This is a genomic window from Streptomyces sp. NPDC028419, assembly GCF_055565515.1.
Window position 1 is genome coordinate 43,582 of record NZ_JBVHUE010000018.1, and the last position, 18,270, is coordinate 61,851.

The 18,270-nt window shown below is 73.7% G+C and carries 16 protein-coding genes and 1 riboswitch; of the genes, 9 read left to right on the forward strand and 7 right to left on the reverse strand.

Annotation, left to right across the window (positions count from 1 at the left end):
• Positions 1-44: 44 nt before the first annotated feature.
• The 4 genes from macS to ACZ4UB_RS21550 all read left to right on the forward strand — a co-directional run bounded on the left by macS (position 45) and on the right by ACZ4UB_RS21550 (position 4,292).
• Entirely contained in the window at positions 45-1,259 is a 1,215-nt protein-coding gene (gene macS / locus ACZ4UB_RS21535; RefSeq protein ID WP_468072257.1) for a MacS family sensor histidine kinase, read from the forward strand.
• Positions 1,259-1,954, forward strand: coding sequence for a response regulator (locus tag ACZ4UB_RS21540; RefSeq protein WP_468072259.1), 696 nt, complete (start codon positions 1,259-1,261; stop codon positions 1,952-1,954). The genes macS and ACZ4UB_RS21540 overlap by 1 nt, the downstream gene beginning before the upstream one ends.
• Positions 1,955-2,139: 185 nt before the next feature.
• On the forward strand, positions 2,140-3,168 hold the full coding sequence (locus ACZ4UB_RS21545; protein ID WP_468072261.1) for a 6-phosphofructokinase: 1,029 nt from the start codon (positions 2,140-2,142) through the stop codon (positions 3,166-3,168).
• Between the two features lie 128 nt (positions 3,169-3,296).
• Positions 3,297-4,292 carry a 2-hydroxyacid dehydrogenase gene (locus tag ACZ4UB_RS21550; protein ID WP_468072263.1) on the forward strand — a complete coding sequence of 332 codons (996 nt, stop codon included), beginning with the start codon at positions 3,297-3,299 and terminating at the stop codon, positions 4,290-4,292.
• 50 nt (positions 4,293-4,342) lie between these two features.
• Here the strand turns inward: ACZ4UB_RS21550 and ACZ4UB_RS21555 are convergent, their stop codons facing one another.
• Entirely contained in the window at positions 4,343-6,289 is a 1,947-nt protein-coding gene (locus tag ACZ4UB_RS21555; RefSeq protein WP_468072265.1) for an anthranilate synthase family protein, read from the reverse strand.
• Positions 6,290-6,541: 252 nt separating this feature from the next.
• On the opposite strand from ACZ4UB_RS21555, the gene ACZ4UB_RS21560 reads away from it, so the two are divergent.
• Positions 6,542-7,906 (forward strand): class II 3-deoxy-7-phosphoheptulonate synthase, encoded by a 1,365-nt coding sequence (locus ACZ4UB_RS21560; protein WP_468072267.1) that lies wholly within the window; start codon positions 6,542-6,544, stop codon positions 7,904-7,906.
• Between the two features lie 186 nt (positions 7,907-8,092).
• Positions 8,093-8,362, forward strand: a complete 270-nt coding sequence (locus ACZ4UB_RS21565; protein ID WP_468072269.1) for a (2Fe-2S)-binding protein — start codon at positions 8,093-8,095, stop codon at positions 8,360-8,362.
• A 10-nt stretch (positions 8,363-8,372) separates the two neighbouring features.
• Here ACZ4UB_RS21565 and bfr read toward each other — a convergent pair whose 3' ends face one another.
• Positions 8,373-8,852, reverse strand: coding sequence for a bacterioferritin (gene bfr, locus ACZ4UB_RS21570; RefSeq protein ID WP_354383663.1), 480 nt, complete (start codon positions 8,850-8,852; stop codon positions 8,373-8,375).
• A gap of 165 nt (positions 8,853-9,017) precedes the next feature.
• Here bfr and ACZ4UB_RS21575 point away from each other — a divergent pair, with 165 nt between their 5' ends.
• On the forward strand, positions 9,018-9,650 hold the full coding sequence (locus tag ACZ4UB_RS21575; protein WP_354383661.1) for a sulfite oxidase-like oxidoreductase: 633 nt from the start codon (positions 9,018-9,020) through the stop codon (positions 9,648-9,650).
• A gap of 59 nt (positions 9,651-9,709) precedes the next feature.
• On the opposite strand, the gene ACZ4UB_RS21580 is transcribed toward ACZ4UB_RS21575, so the two are convergent.
• The 5 genes from ACZ4UB_RS21580 to thiO all read right to left on the reverse strand — a co-directional run bounded on the left by ACZ4UB_RS21580 (position 9,710) and on the right by thiO (position 15,034).
• The gene (locus ACZ4UB_RS21580; protein WP_468072271.1) at positions 9,710-10,603 is read right to left on the reverse strand and encodes a deoxyribonuclease IV; all 894 of its coding nucleotides are present in this window, start codon (positions 10,601-10,603) and stop codon (positions 9,710-9,712) included.
• Between the two features lie 2 nt (positions 10,604-10,605).
• Complete coding sequence (gene pknB / locus ACZ4UB_RS21585) at positions 10,606-12,519, reverse strand: Stk1 family PASTA domain-containing Ser/Thr kinase (RefSeq protein ID WP_468072273.1); 1,914 nt, start codon at positions 12,517-12,519, stop codon at positions 10,606-10,608.
• A gap of 308 nt (positions 12,520-12,827) precedes the next feature.
• Entirely contained in the window at positions 12,828-13,643 is an 816-nt protein-coding gene (locus ACZ4UB_RS21590; protein WP_468072275.1) for a thiazole synthase, read from the reverse strand.
• Positions 13,644-13,646: 3 nt separating this feature from the next.
• On the reverse strand, positions 13,647-13,847 hold the full coding sequence (gene thiS / locus ACZ4UB_RS21595; RefSeq protein WP_354383657.1) for a sulfur carrier protein ThiS: 201 nt from the start codon (positions 13,845-13,847) through the stop codon (positions 13,647-13,649).
• Positions 13,844-15,034 (reverse strand): glycine oxidase ThiO, encoded by a 1,191-nt coding sequence (thiO, locus tag ACZ4UB_RS21600; RefSeq protein ID WP_468072278.1) that lies wholly within the window; start codon positions 15,032-15,034, stop codon positions 13,844-13,846. Before thiO ends, thiS begins: the two co-directional genes overlap by 4 nt.
• Positions 15,032-15,143, reverse strand: a riboswitch (TPP riboswitch). Its footprint overlaps the gene before it by 3 nt.
• Positions 15,144-15,209: 66 nt before the next feature.
• Here thiO and ACZ4UB_RS21605 point away from each other — a divergent pair.
• Together ACZ4UB_RS21605 and ACZ4UB_RS21610 are read left to right on the forward strand one after the other, a co-directional pair.
• Complete coding sequence (locus ACZ4UB_RS21605) at positions 15,210-16,523, forward strand: NAD(P)/FAD-dependent oxidoreductase (RefSeq protein ID WP_468072280.1); 1,314 nt, start codon at positions 15,210-15,212, stop codon at positions 16,521-16,523.
• A gap of 455 nt (positions 16,524-16,978) precedes the next feature.
• Positions 16,979-18,100 carry an SPFH domain-containing protein gene (locus ACZ4UB_RS21610; protein WP_468072283.1) on the forward strand — a complete coding sequence of 374 codons (1,122 nt, stop codon included), beginning with the start codon at positions 16,979-16,981 and terminating at the stop codon, positions 18,098-18,100.
• Positions 18,101-18,270: the final 170 nt, after the last annotated feature.

The following is an 18,270-nucleotide window of genomic DNA, read 5'->3' on the forward strand; positions in this document are numbered from 1 at the left end:
TGCGGGGCGGAGCGGGCGGTGCCCGCCCGTGAGGGGTGGGGGAGATGGCGAAGCGCGAACGCGTCGTACGCATGTCGGTCGAGCTGCCGCTGTGGCGGGCGCTGACCGCCTACCGGCTGCTCACCGCGGTCTACGCGGTGCTGCTCTTCGGCTTCGCCCACCGCGAGTTCGACCGCCCCTGGGTGGCGGCCTGCTACCTCGGCTTCCTCGTGCTGTGGACCCTGGCCACCTTCTCCAGGGTGTCCGGCGCGGCGAGCTGCACGAAGCCCTTCCTCGGCGCGGACCTCACGGTCGCGGTCGTCGGGATCCTGCTGACCCCGCTCGCCGACGCCCAGGCGCGGATCGCCGGCGGCGGCCCGACCCTCCCGTCGATCTGGAGCGCGGGCGCGGTCCTCGCCTTCGCCATCAAGGGCGGTTGGCGCTGGGCGGGATTCGCCTCCTCCTTCGTCGCCGTCGCCAACATCGTGATCCAGCGCGGCGAACCGACCCGGGACACCTTCCACAACGTGCTGCTGGTGTGGGTCGCCTCGATCGCCATCGGGTACGTCGTCGAGGTCGCCCGGGCCAGTGAGGCGACCCTCGCGCGCGCCCTGGAGATCGAGGCCGCCACCCGCGAACGCGAGCGCCTGGCCCGGGACATCCACGACGGGGTCCTCCAGGTCCTCGCCATGGTCCAGCGGCGCGGCGCGGAGGTCGGCGGCGAGGCCGCCGAACTGGGCCGGATGGCCGGGGAGCAGGAGGTGGCGCTGCGCACCCTGGTCTCCAGCGGCCTGGTGCCGCCCTCCCGGATCTCCCGCGACGAGTCGCGGGGCGCGTTCGTCGACAGCGTGGACGTGGCGGAACCCGGCGCGGACGAGGGGGAGCTGGACCTGCGCGCCCTGCTCGCACCGCACGCCGGGTCGCTCGTGAGCTTCGCGGAACCGGGCGCCCCGGTCCCGCTCCCGGCGCCGGCGGCCCGGGAACTGGCCGCCGCCACCGCCGCCGCCCTCGACAACGTCCGCAAGCACGCGGGAGCCGGGGCCCGGGCCTGGATCCTGGTCGAGGACTGGGGCGACGAGGTGATCGTCACGGTCCGGGACGACGGCCCGGGCATCGCGGCGGGCCGGCTCGACCAGGCCGCGGGCGAGGGCCGGCTGGGAGTGGCCCAGTCGATCCGGGGACGGTTGCGGGACCTCGGCGGCACGGCCGAGCTGGTGTCCGTACCGGGCCAGGGCACCGAAGTGGAACTGAAAGTACCGAGGGGGAGGACGGGTTCGTGATGAACACCGAGCACAGTGCGGGGGACCGGTCGGCGGCCGACATCAAGGTGATGGTCGTCGACGACCACCCCATGTGGCGGGACGCGGTCGCCCGCGACCTCGCCGCCGCGGGGTTCGACGTGGTCGCCACGGCGGGCGACGGCCCCGAGGCGGTCCGCCGGGCCCGCGCCGCCGCGCCGCAGGTCCTGGTCCTCGACCTCAACCTGCCGGGCATGCCCGGTGTGCAGGTCTGCAAGGAACTGGTCGGCGCCGACCCCGCCCTGCGCGTGCTGGTGCTGTCCGCCAGCGGCGAGCACGCCGACGTGCTGGAGGCGGTCAAGTCCGGTGCCACCGGCTACCTGCTGAAGTCCGCGGGCGCCGGCGAACTCATCGACGCCGTGCGCCGCACCGCGGTCGGCGACCCGGTCTTCACCCCGGGCCTGGCCGGGCTGGTCCTCGGCGAGTACCGCCGGCTGGCCACGGACCCCGCCCCGGCCGCCGCCGACGAGCCGAAGGCCCCGCAGCTGACCGATCGGGAGACCGAGGTGTTGCGCCTGGTGGCCAAGGGGCTGTCGTACAAGCAGATCGCGGAGCGGCTCGTCATCTCCCACCGCACGGTGCAGAACCACGTCCAGAACACCCTGGGCAAGCTCCAGTTGCACAACCGCGTGGAGCTCGTCCGCTACGCCATCGAGCGCGGCCTCGACGACGCGTAGGGCGCGGGTGGGCCGCCGGTGGGCCGCGCGTAGATCGTACGAATTCCCGTACGAGTGAACGGGAGTGCGCAACCACCCTTCAATTCACCGGAATTGACTCTTCCAGCGTGGGTCGAGTGACCTGCGTCACCACTAGCGTGGCCGCCGTGCGGGCTCAGCGGGCCCCTTGGCGAAGGGAAGATTCCATGAAGGTCGGAGTGCTGACCGGCGGCGGCGACTGCCCCGGACTCAACGCGGTCATCCGCGCGGCGGTGCGCAAGGGCGTCCAGGAGTACGCGTACGACTTCATCGGCTTCAAGGACGGCTGGCGCGGGGCGGTCGAGGGCGACACCGTCCCGCTCGGCATCCCCGAGGTCCGCGGCATCCTGCCCCGCGGCGGAACGGTCCTCGGCTCCTCGCGCACCAACCCCTTCAAGGTGGAGCAGGGGGTCCGCCGGATCAAGGAGAACCTCACCAAGTACGAGGTCGACGCCCTGATCGCGATCGGCGGCGAGGACACCCTGGGGGTCGCGGCCCGGCTGTTCGACGAGTACGGCATCCCCTGCGTCGGCGTGCCGAAGACCATCGACAACGACCTGTCGGCGACGGACTACACCTTCGGCTTCGACACCGCCGTCGGGATCGCCACCGAGGCCATCGACCGGCTGCACACCACCGCCGAATCGCACATGCGGGTCCTGGTCGTCGAGGTCATGGGCCGGCACGCGGGCTGGATCGCCCTGCACTCGGGGCTGGCCGGCGGCGCCAACGTCATCCTCATCCCGGAGCAGCGCTTCGACGTGGACCAGGTGTGCGCGTGGGTGACCTCCCGGTTCAAGGCGAGCTACGCGCCGATCGTGGTCATCGCCGAGGGCGCCATGCCCAAGGACGGCGAGATGGTGCTCAAGGACGCCACCAAGGACTCCTTCGGGCACGTCCGGCTGTCGGGCGTCGGCGAGTGGCTGGCCCTGGAGATCGAGAAGCGGACCGGCAAGGAGGCCCGTACGACGGTGCTCGGCCACGTCCAGCGCGGCGGCACTCCGAGCGCCTTCGACCGCTGGCTCGCCACCCGCTTCGGCCTGCACGCCATCGACGCGGTGCGGGAGCGGGACTTCGGGAAGATGGTCGCGCTCCAGGGGACGGACATCGTCCGGGTGCCGATCGCCGAGGCCACGGCGAAGCTGAAGACCGTGGACCCGGCGTTGTACGCCGAGGTCGGGGTCTTCTTCGGCTGACCTGCCGCCGGACGTCGGGCGGGCGGGCCCGGAGCATGGGTCGTATCGTGACGAAAGGCGTGCGGGGCGCCCGGTGCCCGGCACACACGGCGCGGGTGCGACCCATGGTCCGGCGGACGGGAGCGAGCGTGGAGATCCTGGCATTCGGTGTGACGGCCGACGAGAAGCCGCTGATGGAGCGCGCCTTCGCGGGGGACCACGAGGTCCGCTGTCTGGACGTGTTCCTGAGCGAGGACACCGCGCCGATCGCGGCGGGCTACGAGGTGGTCTCCACCAGCGTGAACGCCGACCTGAACGGCCGGGTGCTGCGGACCCTCGCCGCGGGCGGCACGCGGATGATCGCCCAGCGCTCCACCGGCTTCAACAACATCGACCTGGAGGTCGCGGGCCAGCTGGGCCTGACGGTGGGCCGCGTCTCCTACTACTCGCCGTACTCGGTCGCCGAATTCGCCTGGGCGCTGGCGATGGCGGTCAACCGGCGGATCGTGCGCGCCTCCAACCGCACCCGCGACTTCGACTTCCGGCTGAACGGTCTGATGGGCCGGGACCTGCGGGGCCGCACGGCGGGCGTCCTCGGCACCGGGAAGATCGGCGAGGCGTTCACCCGGATCGCCCACGGGTTCGGGATGAACCTGCTGGGCTGGGACGTCGCGCAGAACCCGGCCTGCGTGGAGCTGGGGATGAAGTACGTCGAGAAGGAGGAGCTGTTCGCGGCGGCGGACCTGATCAGCCTGCACGTGCCGCTGCTGGACTCGACGCACCACATCATCGACTCGACCGCGCTGCGGACGATGAAGGACGACGCGATCCTCGTGAACACCAGCCGGGGCGGGCTGGTGGACACCGACGCGCTCGTCAGCGAGCTGCGGTCCGGGCGGTTCTCGGGGGTGGGGCTCGACGTGTACGAGGCGGAGGCCGGGGTGTTCTTCCTGGACAAGTCCCTGGACGCGGTGGAGGACGACACGCTGGCGCGGTTGGTGACCTTCCCGCACGTGGTGGTCACCTCGCACCAGGCGTACTACACACGGGACGCGGTGGAGCAGATCATCACCACGACCGTCGCCAACGTGCGCGACTACCTGGCGGGCCGCCGCTCGGAGAACACCCTGGTCCCCCGGCTCTAGTGCCGTGACCGGGGTCGGGCCCGACCGCGGCCCGACCCCACCCGAGCCCGTCACGCCCGCGCGGCGCCTCCCGGAGTCACGGCGCCCGCGGCGGGGACCGGGCGCATGGACGCCAGCAGGTCGCGGACCACGTCCGCGCCCCGCAGGCTCAGCACCGACTCCGGATGGAACTGGACCCCGGCGAAGCCGCCCGCCGCGCCGCGCAGGGCGTGCACCTCGTACGTCGCCGGGTCACGGGAGACCTCCACGCCGGCCGCGGCCAGCCGCGCCGCCGCCGCGTCGTCGCAGCGGGCGGTGTAGGTGTTGTAGAAGCCCACCACCTCCGGGCTGCCGAACAGGTCGACGGTGGTCTGCGCCCCCTGCGCCGGTTCGGCCTTGCGCACCAGGGGCAGCCCCAGCTCGGCGGCCAGCAGCTCGTGTCCCAGGCAGACGCCCAGGATCCCGCCCCGGTGCGTGGCCAGCAGCTCCCGGGCCAGCCCCCGCAGCAGCCGCATCCGGGGGTCGGCGCCGTCCGCAGGGTCGCCCGGGCCGGGGCCCAGCACCACCGGGCCCGTCCAGGCGAGGGCGGCGGCGCGCAGCCCCGGGTCGTCGTAGCGGCGCACGGTCACGTCCAGCCCGCACACCCGCAGCACGTGCGCCAGCATCGCGGTGAAGGTGTCCTCCGCGTCGATGACCAGCGCGTGCCCCGCGGCCACCGCGGGCCGGTCCTGCATCCGCAGCCAGAACGGCGCCAGGTCCCGGCGCCGGGCCGCCAGCGCCGCCTGTACCCGGGGGTCCTCGCCGAGCCGGACCGGGCCGGCGACGGGCCGGGGCGCGGCCGGCCGCACCCCGAGGGCGGCCAGCACCCCGGCGGCCTTGGCGTGCGTCTCGGCCACTTCGCCCGCCGGGTCGGAGTGCCGCACCAGCGTCGCGCCGACCGGGACGCGCAGGGCGCCGTCGGCGTCGATGTCGGCGGTGCGGATCAGGATGGGGGAGTCCAGGCTCTGCGTCCCGTCGGCGTCGCGGCCCAGCAGGGCGAGCGCGCCCGCGTAGTAGCCGCGGCCGCCGGACTCGTAGCGCTCGATGACGCGGCAGGCGTTCTGCACCGGCGAGCCGGTGACGGTCGCCGCGAACATCGTCTCGCGCAGCACCTCCCGCACGTCCAGGGTCGAGCGTCCGCGCAGCTCGTACTCGGTGTGCGCGAGGTGGGACATCTCCTTCAGCCGCGGTCCGACGACGACCCCGCCCCGGTCGGCGACCGTGCACATCATCTTGAGCTCCTCGTCGACGACCATCGACAGCTCCTCGGTCTCCTTGCGGTCGCCGAGGAAGGCGAGGAGGGACTCGGCCGTGGGCCCGCCGGCGGGATAGCGGTAGGTACCGCTGATCGGATTCATCACCACCGTGCCGCCGGTCATCCGTACGTGGACCTCGGGGCTGGCCCCGACCAGGGTCCGGGTGCCCGTGTGCACGACGTACGTCCAGTACGCGCCCCGCTCGGCCACCAGCAGCCGCCGGAAGAGGGCGAGCGCGTCGGCCCGGCCGAAGTCCGGGACGCTGCCGCCGTAGGTGCGCCGGATGACGAAGTTGGCGCCCTCGCCGCGGCCGATCTCGTCCTCGATGACCCGCCGCACGGTGGCGGCGTACTCCTCGTCACCGACGTCGAAGCCGCCGCCCTCGACCCGTACCTCGTGGTCGGGCAGGGCCGCCAGGGCTTCGGCGAGCGGGACCGCGTGCAGCTGCTCGGCGACCAGCACGCTCAGCGGGGTGCCGTCGTCGCGCACGTCGAAACCGCGCTCGCGGATCTGCCGGAACGGCACCAGGGCGAGCGTGGGCAGGTCACCGAGCGGGAGGTCGGCGAGGCGCTCCACCTCGTGGACCGGGCCGGTCAGCACCTCGACGGTGTCGTGGTCCAGGCCGGGGGTGCGCCGGCGCAGCAGGGCGAAGGGCGGGGCGGCGTCGTCGAGCAGCCGGCCGAAGGGGTTCGCGGGGGGCGGGTTCATGGGGCGCGGGTTCATGGGTCGGGCTTCCTTCCAGTGGGGTACGTGGAGGGAGCGGCCCGGAAAACACCGAAGGCCGCCCCCGGGGGCGGCCTTCGCGTCTGTTCGGTGGGTACGCGAGTCAGTGGGCCGCCAACGGAGCGGTCCACCACCAGTTCTGGTTCGAGTGCGCGTACATGTCCGGCACGATAGCCCATGCTCCGCCGTGCGCCGCAGAACTCCGTCTCACGATCTGATCGCCGGGCTGGACGGCGCGTGTGACGACGTAATGTGTACGAGGTGACCGTGAACGCTGAAAACCAAGCCCCCGCCGCCAAGGCGACCTGGCGAGACCTTCCCGCGGCGCAGCAGCCTTCGTACCCCGATGCCGAGGCTCTGCGCGCTGTCGTCGCGGACCTCGAGTCGTATCCTCCGCTCGTCTTCGCGGGCGAATGCGACCAGCTGCGCGCCCGACTGGGAGCCGTCGCCAAGGGCGAGGCGTTCCTGCTCCAGGGCGGCGACTGCGCCGAGGCATTCGACGGGGTCTCCGCCGACCACATCCGCGCCAAGCTGAAGACGCTGCTCCAGATGAGCGCCGTCCTGACCTACGCGGCCTCCGTGCCCGTGGTCAAGATCGGCCGCATCGCGGGCCAGTACTCCAAGCCGCGCTCCAAGGACACCGAGACCCGCGACGGCGTCACGCTGCCGACCTACCGCGGCGACTCCGTCAACGGCTTCGCCTTCACCGAAGAGGCCCGGATCCCGGACCCCGAGCGGCTGAAGCGGATGTACCACGCCTCCGCCTCGACCCTGAACCTCGTGCGCGCCTTCACCACCGGTGGTTACGCGGACCTGCGCCAGGTGCACGCCTGGAACCAGGACTTCGTGAAGGCCTCCCCGTCCGGGCAGCGCTACGAGCAGCTCGCGCGGGAGATCGACAACGCGCTGAACTTCATGAAGGCCTGTGGCACGGACCCGGCCGAGTTCAAGGCCGTGGAGTTCTACGCCTCCCACGAGGCGCTGCTCCTCGACTACGAAGGTGCGCTGACCCGCACCGACTCACGCACCGGCAAGCTCTACGACACCTCGGGCCACATGGTCTGGATCGGCGAGCGCACCCGTCAGCTGGACCACGCCCACATCGAGTTCTGCGCGCAGATCGCCAACCCGATCGGCATCAAGCTCGGTCCCACGACCACCGTGGACGAGGCGCTCACCTACATCGACCGCCTCGACCCGAAGCGCATTCCGGGCCGGCTGACCTTCGTCGTCCGCATGGGCGCCGACAAGGTCCGCGACAAGCTCCCCGAGCTGGTCGAGAAGGTCACCGCTTCGGGCGCGATCGTCGCGTGGATCACCGACCCGATGCACGGCAACACCTTCGAGGCGGCTTCCGGCCACAAGACGCGCCGTTTCGACGACGTGCTCGACGAGGTCAAGGGCTTCTTCGAGGTGCACAAGGAGCTCGGCACGCACCCGGGCGGCATCCACGTCGAGCTGACCGGTGACGACGTCACCGAGTGCGTCGGCGGCGGCGACGAGATCTTCGTCGACGACCTGCACCAGCGCTACGAGACGGCCTGCGACCCGCGGCTCAACCGCAGCCAGTCGCTGGACCTGGCGTTCCTGGTCGCCGAGATGTACCGCGACCAGTAGGACCGGTACGACCGGTAGGACCAGTAGGACCGATAGGAATCGCGATCAGTAGGTAGCTTCCTATGAGGGTGGGGCGTGGATCGATGTGATCCGCGCCCCACCGTCGTATCCAGGCCTTTTAGGGAACCCTAAGTTTGGGTAGGGTTAGGTAAGCCTCACCGAACGGGGGGTGGCCCGCTCCGGGAGGTGAACCGCGTGTACGTCTGCTCTTGCTTCGGCATCACGGACAAGCAGGTCAAGGCCCACGCGGACGCGGGCGCGTGCACGCCCCGCCAGATCGCCTCGGCCACCAAGGCCGGCACCGACTGCGGCTCGTGCGTACGGACCATCCAGGGCATCCTCGGCCGGGGCGCGTGCCCCCGCCGCGAGCTGCTGGAGAAGGGCGACGCCGTCGCCGTGCTGGCCGCCGACCCGATCCTCACCGTCGCCGACGAGGCCCTCGCCCCGGCCGCGTGACCCGTTCGGGCTAGCTCTCCGGCTGCTCCAGCAGCTGCGCGATGTAGAGCGGCTCACCGATCTGCTCGATGATCTCCAGCTGGGTGTCGAGGTAGTCGATGTGGTGCTCCTCGTCCTCCAGGATCTCCTCGAACAGGCGCGCCGAGGTGATGTCGCCCTTGCCGCGCATGACCTCGATGCCGCGCTTGAGGCGGTCGATCGCCTCGACCTCGACCTGGCGGTCCGCCTGGAACATCTCCGTCAGGGTCTGGCCGACCCGGACGTGGAAGAGCCGCTGGTAGTTCGGCAGACCGTCGAGCATCAGGATGCGCTCGGTGATCTTGTCCGCGTGCTTCATCTCGTCGATGGACTCGGCACGGGTGTACTTGGCGAGCTTGGTCCAGCCCTTGTTGTCCTGGATGCGGTAGTGCAGCCAGTACTGGTTGATCGCGGTCAGTTCGCCGGTCAGCTGCTCGTTGAGGAATTCAAGAACCTCGGGGTCGCCCTGCATGGCAGCGGGCTCCTTCCAAGTGGTGTGACGGGGCAGGTGCGCGCATCCTCGCACCGCCGTCCGGGGGCGTCCAGTAAGTGCCTCCTTAGTGGGAGTTACTCGGACTTGCCCGAATAGGCGCGGACCTGGTCGTGACCACCCCGGCCAGTCTGTCACCATGGAGTCATGGGTCACCCGGAAAGCCGCGAAACTGCGGAAGCAGCGCAGCTGGAGCTCCCTCCGGGACAGCGATTGCAGCGGGGCTGGCCGGTCACCCACTACGGGCCCGTGCCCAAGTTCAAGCCGGACCGCTGGGAGTTCAGGGTCTTCGGCGCCACCGCCGACGGCGACAAGCACTGTTGGAACCACGAGGAGTTCTCGGCGCTGCCGTTCTCCACGGTGACGGCCGACCTGCACTGCGTGACGAAATTCAGCATGGCCGGGGCCGAATGGGGCGGCGTGCTCACCCGTGAGCTGCTGCGGTTGGCGCCGCCCGCGCCGACGGCCACCCACGTGATGGTGTGGGCCGAGTACGGCTTCAGCTCGAACCTGCGGCTCGCCGACTTCACCTCCGAGCGGGCCCTCTTCGCCACCCACCAGGGCGGTGAACCCCTGACCGCCGAACACGGCTTCCCGCTGCGGCTGGTGGTCCCGCACCTGTACGCCTGGAAGGGCCCCAAGTGGGTCCGCGGCATCGAGTACATGACCGCCGACCGGCGCGGTTTCTGGGAAGAGCGCGGCTACCACAACATCGGCGACCCCTGGCGCGAGCAGCGCTACTCCTACCAGGAGGAGCCGGGCGACGGCCCTGAGCTCTGAGTTCCGAGTTCCGAGCCCATAGTTCCGAGCCCGGAGCCCCGAACTCCGAGCGCCCCGCGTCAGTGCAGGTCGCGCAGCTCCTTGAGCAAGGCGACGTCCGCCGCGTGCCCCTCCTTGCCGCCCGGCGTCTCGATGACCAGCGGTACGCCGTCCATCGCCGGGTGCGAGAACAGCTCGGCGAAGGCCTCGCGCCCGATGTGCCCCTGACCGATGTTGGCGTGCCGGTCCTTGTGGGCCCCCACGCCCTCCTTGGAGTCGTTCGCGTGGATCAGCTTCAGGCGGCCCTCGCCCACCGTGTCCACCAGCAGGTCCAACGTCTGCTTCGTCCCGCCCGGTTCCGCCAGGTCGTGGCCGGCCGCGAAGATGTGGCAGGTGTCCAGGCAGATCCCGAGCTTGGGGTGGGCGTCGAGCGCCTCGAAGTACGGGCCGAAGTCCCAGGTCCGCGAGCACAGCGAGAAGCCCTGCCCGGCCGTCGACTCCAGCAGCAGGAAGGGGTCGTCGTCGTGCGTCAGCTCGTCCAGCAGCGGCAGCATGTGCTCCCTGACCTGCGCGTACGCCAGCTCGCGCGGGCGGCCTCCGGTCGCCGAACCGGTGTGGACGACCACCCCGCGGGCGCCGATCTCCCGCCCCCGGCGCAGCGAGTGGCGCAGGGACTCCACCGACTTCTCCACCGTCGCCTCGGTGTGCGAGCCGAAGTTGATCAGGTACGGGGCGTGCACGTAGACCGGGATCGCGTCCCGCGCGCACCCCTCGCGGAACAGCTCGTCCTGCGCCGGGTTGCCCACCGGGGTCGCCCAGCCGCGCGGGTTGGCGACGAAGACCTGGACGGCCTCGGCGCCCATCTCCCGGGCGTACGTCAGCCCGACCGAGGCGAGCCCGCCCGCGACAGGCACGTGCCCGCCCACCGGATTGCGCACCGCGCCCGGCGAGCGCGTCAGCCGTGTCCCGCGCATCCCTACAGCCCCTTGGTCTTGACGGTGATCGTGCTGCCCTCGGGGGCGCTCTGGCCGGCCGGCACCGACTGGGTGTCGACGGTGTTGCTGAAGGAGAGGAACGGCCGTTCCACCTTCACCTTGAAGCCCGCGCCCTCCAACGCCCGCTTCGCGGCCTCCGCGTCCTGGCCGACGACGTTCGGCACCGGAACCTGACGCGGCCCCTTGGAGACGGTCAGCGTCACCGTGTCGCCCGCGGCCGCCTGGGCGCCCGCGCTCAGCGACTGGTTGGCGACCGATCCGGCCGGGCTGGGCGAGTTGACCTGCTCCGGCGCGACCTCGACCTTGAGGCCGAGCCCCTCCAGCCCGGCGCGGGCCTGCTCGACGCCCGCGCCGACCACGCTGGGCACCTGGACCGGGCGGCCCTTGCTGACCACCAGCGCCACCGCCGCGTCCGGGGCCAGCTGTGCGCCGCCCTCGGGGTTGCTGCTGATCACCGCGCCCTGCGGGAGGTCCTGGCTGAAGGCCTGGCTGACGATGCCGGGCGCGAGGCCCGCCTTGGTCAGCTCCGTCTTCGCGGCGTCGAGCGGCTTGCCCTTGACGTTGGGCACGAGGACGACCTGCGGGCCGCGGGAAATCACCAGCGTCACCGCGCCGTTGCCGCGGATCCGCTTGCCGCTCTCCGGGTCGCTGTTCATCACGGTGCCGCGCTCGATGGTGTCGCTGAACTTGCGGTCGACCCCCTTCACCCCGAGGCCCGCCGCCGACAGCTGGGCGCGGGCCTGCTCCTCGGTCTTGCCGAGCAGCCGCGGGACCTGGGTGAACTGACCCGCGCTTATGTACCAGACCCCGGTGCCCAGGCCCAGGGCCAGCAGGAGCCCGGCGACGATCAGGTACGTGCCGCGCCGGGGGCGGGGGCGGCGCACCGCGCGCGGGCGCCCGGCCCCGGGCGGCGGTCCGGGGTGCTCCAGCCGTGAGGTGTGCTCCGCGGGGGCGGCCGTCGGGGCGGTGCGCGGGATCACGCTGGTCCGGTCCTCGGCCGAGGTCCGGTCCTCGGCGCGCGCCTGCGGCGGTACGGTGTCCAGCTCGCCGTCGGTCAGCGCGGACCGGGCCTCGCGGACCAGGGCGAGCAGCGCCACCGCGTCGTAGGGGCGCAGCTCGGCGTTGCGGGCGCAGGCGGTGGCGACCAGGTCGTCCAGGGCCACCGGAAGGCCGGGGACGGCGGCCGACGGGGGCGGCACGTCCTCGTTGAGGTGGCGGAAGATGACCTCGGCCGGGGTGCCGCCGGTGTGCGGCTTGGTGCCCGTGAGCATCTCGTACAGGACGACGCCGCAAGCGTAGACGTCGACGCGGGCGTTGGTGAGCCCGTTCTCGATCTGCTCGGGGGCGAGGTAGGAGACCGTGCCGAGCACCGAGCCGGTGGTGTCGGTGACGGAGTCGACGCTGCGGACCAGGCCGAAGTCGGCGACCTTCACCCGGCCGTCGTCGCCGATCAGGACGTTCTCGGGCTTCACGTCCCGGTGCACCAGCGCGGCGCGGTGGGCCGCGCCGAGGGCGGCCAGCATCGGCTCCAGGATGTCCAGCGCGGCCCGCGGGCGCAGGGCGCCGCGCTCGCGCAGGACGTCGCGCAGGGTGCAGCCGGAGACGTACTCCATGGCGAGGAAGACGAACGGGCCGTCCGTGCCCTGGTCGAAGACGCCGACCACGTTCGGGTGCGCGAGCCGGGCCACGGACTTGGCCTCGCGGATGAACCGCTCGACGAAGGCGCCGTCGGCGGCGAGGGTCGGGTGCATCACCTTGAGCGCGAGCACGCGGTCGAGGCGGGTGTCCACGGCCCGATAGACCGTGGCCATCCCGCCGACCGCGATGCGGGCGTCGATGCGGTAGCGGCCGTCGAGCACGCGCCCGACGAGGGGGTCGTCCAGGGTCGTATCCACCCGGCGATTCTACGAGGGCCCCGCCGCCCCCCGTCGCCGGTCCCACCCCTTGCAGCGCACCTGTGACGCACCCCGCCCTTGGCCTCGCGGCCCGCGCCGCACCCTTTGCCTGCGGCCCGAGCAGGGGCAAACCGTCGGGGGCGGACGGTCGTGGCGGGTGGTCGTGGCCTCCGGCGGGCCCTCAATCGCCGGGCGGGCTGGTGTGGGCCGGCCTGTGCGCGGAGCAGGGGCGCACCCAGCCTGCCCGGCGTTTGAGGGCCCGCCGGAGGCGAATGCAGCCCGCCCGGCGGTTGAGGGCGGGCGGCGGGTCAGAAGGCCGGGCGTTCCGGGTCCAGGGTGGCGCGGCCCTCGGTGGGGGACGAGGCGGCGGCGAAGTGGCGGCGCGGGATCCGCCCGGCACGCCGGGCGAGGCGCCCCGCCGTCACGGCGTCCCGCATGGCCCCCGCCATCAGCACCGGCACCTGCGCCCGGGTCACCGCAGAGGCCAGCATCACCGCGGCGCAGCCCAGCTCCATCGCCAGGGCCGCGTCGGACGCGGTCCCGGCCCCGGCGTCCAGGATCACCGGCACCCCGGCCCGCTCGACGATCAACTCGAAGTTGTGCCGGTTGCGGATGCCCAGCCCCGACCCGATCGGCGAGCCGAGCGGCATGATCGCCGCGCAGCCCACGTCCTCCAGCTTGCGGGCGAGCACCGGGTCGTCGTTGGTGTACGGCAGGACCGTGAAGCCCTCGTCGACCAGGGTCTCGGCGGCGTCGAGCAGTTCGACGCCGTCGGGCAGCAGGGTCCGCTCGTCGGCGACGACCTCCAGCTTGATCCAGTCCGTGCCGAGCGCCTCGCGCGCGAGGCGTGCGGTCAGCACGGCCTCGCCCGCGGTGAAGCAGCCCGCGGTGTTGGGCAGGACGGCGATGCCGAGCCGGTTCAGCACGGACAGCACGGATCCCTGGACGGTGGGGTCCAGTCGCCGCATCGCGACGGTGGTGAGCTCGGTGCCGGAGGCGATCAGGGACCGTTCCAGGACGTCGAGGCTGGGCGCGCCGCCCGTACCCATGATCAGGCGGGACGAGAAGGTCCGGCCGCCCAGGACGAAGGGGTCGTCGGTCGCGGTGTCGGTGTCGCGGGACATGGTTCAGCCTCCCTGGACCGCGGTGAGGACCTCGACGCGGTCGCCGTGGCCCACCGTGGTGGCGGGCCACTGGCCGCGCGGGACCACGGTCTCGTTGAGGGCGGCGGCGACCCCCTTGGGCGCGGCGGTCAGGGTGGCGACGACCGCGTCGAGGGTGGTGCCCGCGGGGAACTCGCGGGGCTCGCCGTTGACGGAGACGGTCATGCGGGGGACTCCTCGCGTACGGCGGAGAAACGGCGCGGGCTGAAGGGGCGGGCCAACTCGGGCAGTTCCCCGGTGGTCAGTACGTCGGCCAACACGTCGCCGGTGACCGGGGTGAGCAGCACGCCGTTGCGGTAGTGCCCGGTGGCCAGGTGCAGCCCCGGCAGCTCGGTCGGGCCGAGCAGCGGGGCGTTGTCGGGGGAGCCGGGGCGCAGGCCCGCGCGGGTCTCGGTGAGCGGCAGCTCGGTGATCCCGGGCACCAGCTCGTGGGCGTCGCGCAGCAGCTCGTACACGCCGCCGGCGGTGACGGTGGTGTCCCAGCCCAGCTCCTCGCTGGTGGCGCCGACGACGAGCTCGCCGTTCTCGCGCGGGACCAGGTAGACGTGGCTGCCGCGGACCACGGCCCGCACGGTCCGGGACAGGAAGGGCGCGTAGGCGGGCGGCACGGTGAGCCGCAGCACCTGCCCCTTGACCGGCCGTACGGGAGGCAGCGCCCGCGGCGGTACGCCGGCCAGCCTGCCGCTGAGGCTGCCCGCGGCCAGCACCACCTGGTCGGCGGCCAGCTCGGTGCCGTCGTCGAGCAGCGCCCCGGCGGCCCGGTCGGCGGTGACGGTGAGCCGGGTGGCGGCCGCCCGGTGGATGCGCACGCCGGCCCGCTCGCACGCGGCCAGCAGGGCGGCCGCGAGCCGCCGGGGGTCGACCTGGTGGTCGCCGTCCACGCGCAGCCCGCCGCGTACGCCCGGCGCCAGCATCGGCTCCAGGCGGCGGCACTCGCGGCCGGTCAGCCACTGCGCGTCCAGGCCGCAGCGGCGCTGGAGGGCGTGCAGCTCGCGCAGGTGGACCCGGTCGTCGGCGTCGAGGGCGACGGCGAGGGTGCCGCAGGCGCGGTAGCCGATGTCCAGGCCGCCGCTCGCGTCGGCGAGCTCCGCGGCGAAGGCCGGGTAGCGCTCGGCGGAGGCGAGGTTCAGGCCGAGCAGGGTCTCCTCGCCGTAGTGCAGCTCGGTGACGGCGGCGAGCATGCCGGCCGCGACCTGTGCGGCGCCGCCGCCGGGCGCCGGATCGGCCAGTGCGGTGCGCAGCCCGCGCCGGGCCGCCCGCCAGGCGGTGACCAGGCCGATGATGCCGCCTCCGATGACGAGGACATCACATCCCCGGCCGGAATCCGAGCCGGGATTTCCGTAAGAGTGCATGGGCGTCCAGCCCCTCCCTTCGCCGGCATGACCCGGATCAGGTTCGTACGGTCGGAGGCCGTCCAGCCTCCCTCTCAGCCCGGTCCGCCGGGCTCCCGCGATAGGTACGGTGGCCAGCCTAACCCCGCCGCGGGGGCCCGGTAAGGCTGCCTCCCTATTCCTGACGGATCGTCAGATGATTAGGCTGGGCGCCGTGAACGAGCAGACGCACGAGCAGACCGAGCAGACGCGGGAGCGGACGGACCCGGCCCCGGCCGCCGCGGTCCCACCCGCCGTGGTGATCGTCGGCGCCGGCATGGCCGGGGTGCAGACCGCGGTGGCCCTGCGGGAACAGGGCTTCACCGGCCCGGTGACCCTGCTGGGCGCCGAACCCCATCAGCCCTACGACCGGCCCCCGCTCTCCAAGGCCGTCCTCCTCGGCAAGGCCGAGGGCGCCGCCTTCGACGTGGACTTCGAGGGCCTCGACATCGACCTGCGGCTCGGCGTCGAGGTCACCGCCCTGCGCGCCGCCGACCACGCGCTCGACACCACCGCGGGCCCCGTCCCCTACGGCGTCCTGGTCCTGGCCACGGGCGCCGAGCCGCTCACCCTGCCCGGAACCGAGGGGGTCCCCGGCGTCCACCTGCTGCGCACCCTGGACGACGCCGAACGGCTGCGGCCGGTGCTGGCCGCCGCACCCGAGGTCGCGGTGGTCGGCGCCGGCTGGATCGGCGCCGAGTTCGCGACCGCCGCCCGCGGGGCGGGCTGCGCCGTCACCGTGGTCGAGGCCGCCGACCGGGTCCTCGCCGGGGCCCTGCCCGCCGAGGTCGCCGCCCCCATGGCCGACTGGTACGCCCAGGCCGGGGCCCGCCTGATCACCGGGGCCGAGGTCGCCGGCATCGAAGCGGGCGCGGCCGGCGCCCCGGGCCGGGTGCTGCTCGCCGACGGCCGCGAGCTGCCCGCCGCCGCCGTGGTCGTCGGCATCGGCGCCCGCCCCGCCACCGGCTGGCTGGCGGGCACCGGGGTGGAGCGCGGGAGCGACGGCTCGATCACCGCCGACGCCCACCTCGCCACCTCCCTCCCCGACGTGTACGCCGTCGGGGACTGCGCCTCCTTCCCGTCCGCGCGCTACGGGGCCCGGCTCCTCGTCCACCACTGGGACAACGCCCTGCAGGGCCCGCGCACGGTCGCCGCCAACATCCTGGCGGCGCTCGCCGGGGAGCCCGCCGCCGTCTACGACCCCGTCCCGTACTTCTGGTCCGAGCAGTTCGGCCGCTTCGTCCAGTACGCCGGGCACCACGGCGGGGCCGACGCCCCGCTGTGGCGCGGGGACCCGGCCGACGCCACCTGGTCGGTGTGCTGGCTGCGCGCCGGGGCGCTGGTGGCGGTGCTCGCCGTGGGCCGCCCGCGCGACCTGGCGCAGGGCCGCAAGCTGATCGAGTCCGGGGCGCGGGTGGATCCGGACAAGGTGGCGGACCCGTCCGTTCCGCTGAAATCCGCGGTGCTGTAGCGCGCCGGTGGGCCGGGGGGGGGGCCCCCCCCCCCCCCCCCCCCCCCCCCCCCCCCCCCCCCCCGCCCCCGCCCCCCCCCCCCCCCCCCCCCCCCCCCCCCCCCCCCCCCCCCCCCCCCCGCCCCCCCCCCCCCCCCCCCCCCCCCCCCCCCCCCCCCCCCCCCGGCGCCGGTGCGGGGTCGGGATGCGGCTCCGGTCACGCCGTCGCCACGGCCCCCGCACACGGGCTGGACCTCGTCATGCTCCCCACCCCCGCGGCGGACGCGCCCCCCGCCCCGGAAGCGGTGGAGGCCGCCCCCGCCCGCGCGTTGGACGCCGTTCCCGCGCCCGGCGCGGAGCCGGCCCCCGCGCCCGGAACCCCATCCGGAACCCTATCCGGAACCGCCCCCGGTGCGGCCCGCCCGCACGGGGGAGGCGTGTGGCCGCCCGCGCCCATGCCCGGAGGCGGGCGCGGGGTGCCCGGGCCCGGGATCGCGCACGTGGTCGCGCAGGCCGTGGCCCGGGGGATGGAGGAGGACACCCAGGACCTGCCCCGGGTGACCCTCCCGGGCCCGGGCTCCGCGGCCACCGAGGTACCGGCCGGTCTGCCCTTCCGGGACGGGGCGACCGGGGTGCTGCGCCCCTCGGCCGGGCCGCGGCCGCGCCCGGCGCCCCCCGCCGCTCCCGGCCGCCGGGTCCCGCGCGGTGACGAGCGGCTGCGCGAGCGCCGCGGCCCGGTCCTGCCCGGCTCGGTCGGCCTGCTGGTCGGCGGCCTCGCCCTCGCGGGGTGCGCGGCCGTGCTCTGGCGGGCCGGGGCGCTGCCGGCCGCGCTGGTGGCGGGTTTCGGCGTCACGCCCCGGGCGTACCAAGGGCTGCGCGCCTACCAGTGGCCCCCGTTGGCCTTCCTCGGGATCGTCGCCCTGTTCGCCCTCGGCGGGCTCGGGCGCGGTCGTACCGGGCACGCGCTGGTGCTGACCCTCTTCGGCCGCTACCGCGGCACGGTCCGCCGGACCGGCCTGTTGTGGGCCAGCCCGCTGCTGCTGCGCCGCCGGGTCGACGTACGGCTGCGGCACTGGCGCAGCGACCCGCTGCCCGCCGTGGACTCGGGCGGTCTGGCCCTCCAGGTCGTCGTGCAGGTGGTCTGGCAGATCAAGGACACCGCCCGCGCCGCGCTGGCCGTCGAGGACCACATCGACTACCTCGCCGAGCAGGTCGAGTCCGCCATGGCCCGGGTGCTCTCGCAGCTGCCGGCCGACGCCTTCCACGAGGACGCCCCGACCCTGCGCGATGCGGAGGCGGTCGGCGACGCGCTGACCCGGATGCTGGCGGACGAGACGGAGGCGGTGGGCATCGAGGTGTACTCGGCCCAGCCGACCCGGATCGAGTACGCCCCGGAGGTCGCCGCGGCGATGCGCCGGCGCCGGGTCGCCGCGATCGACGCGAAGCACCGGGACAGCGTCCTGACGTCGGTGGTGGACGCGGTGGACGACACCGTCAACCGGCTGACCTCGCGCGGGCTCGTCGAGCTGGACGACTACGAGCGCAAGGCGCTCGTCAAGGACCTCACCGTGGCCTTCTACACGGGCCGCCCCGAGTAGCCCGCAGGACAGGGTGGACGGGCGAGGGGCGGCCGGAGCCACCGGCCGCCCCTCGCGCGCGTCCGCCCACATCGCGGGACGCCCGTTCGCCGATTGGTCTGGACATGGCCAACTCCCGTCAATAATCTGGAACTTGGTCTAGACCTGAATTCCGGTACCGCAGTCCCCAC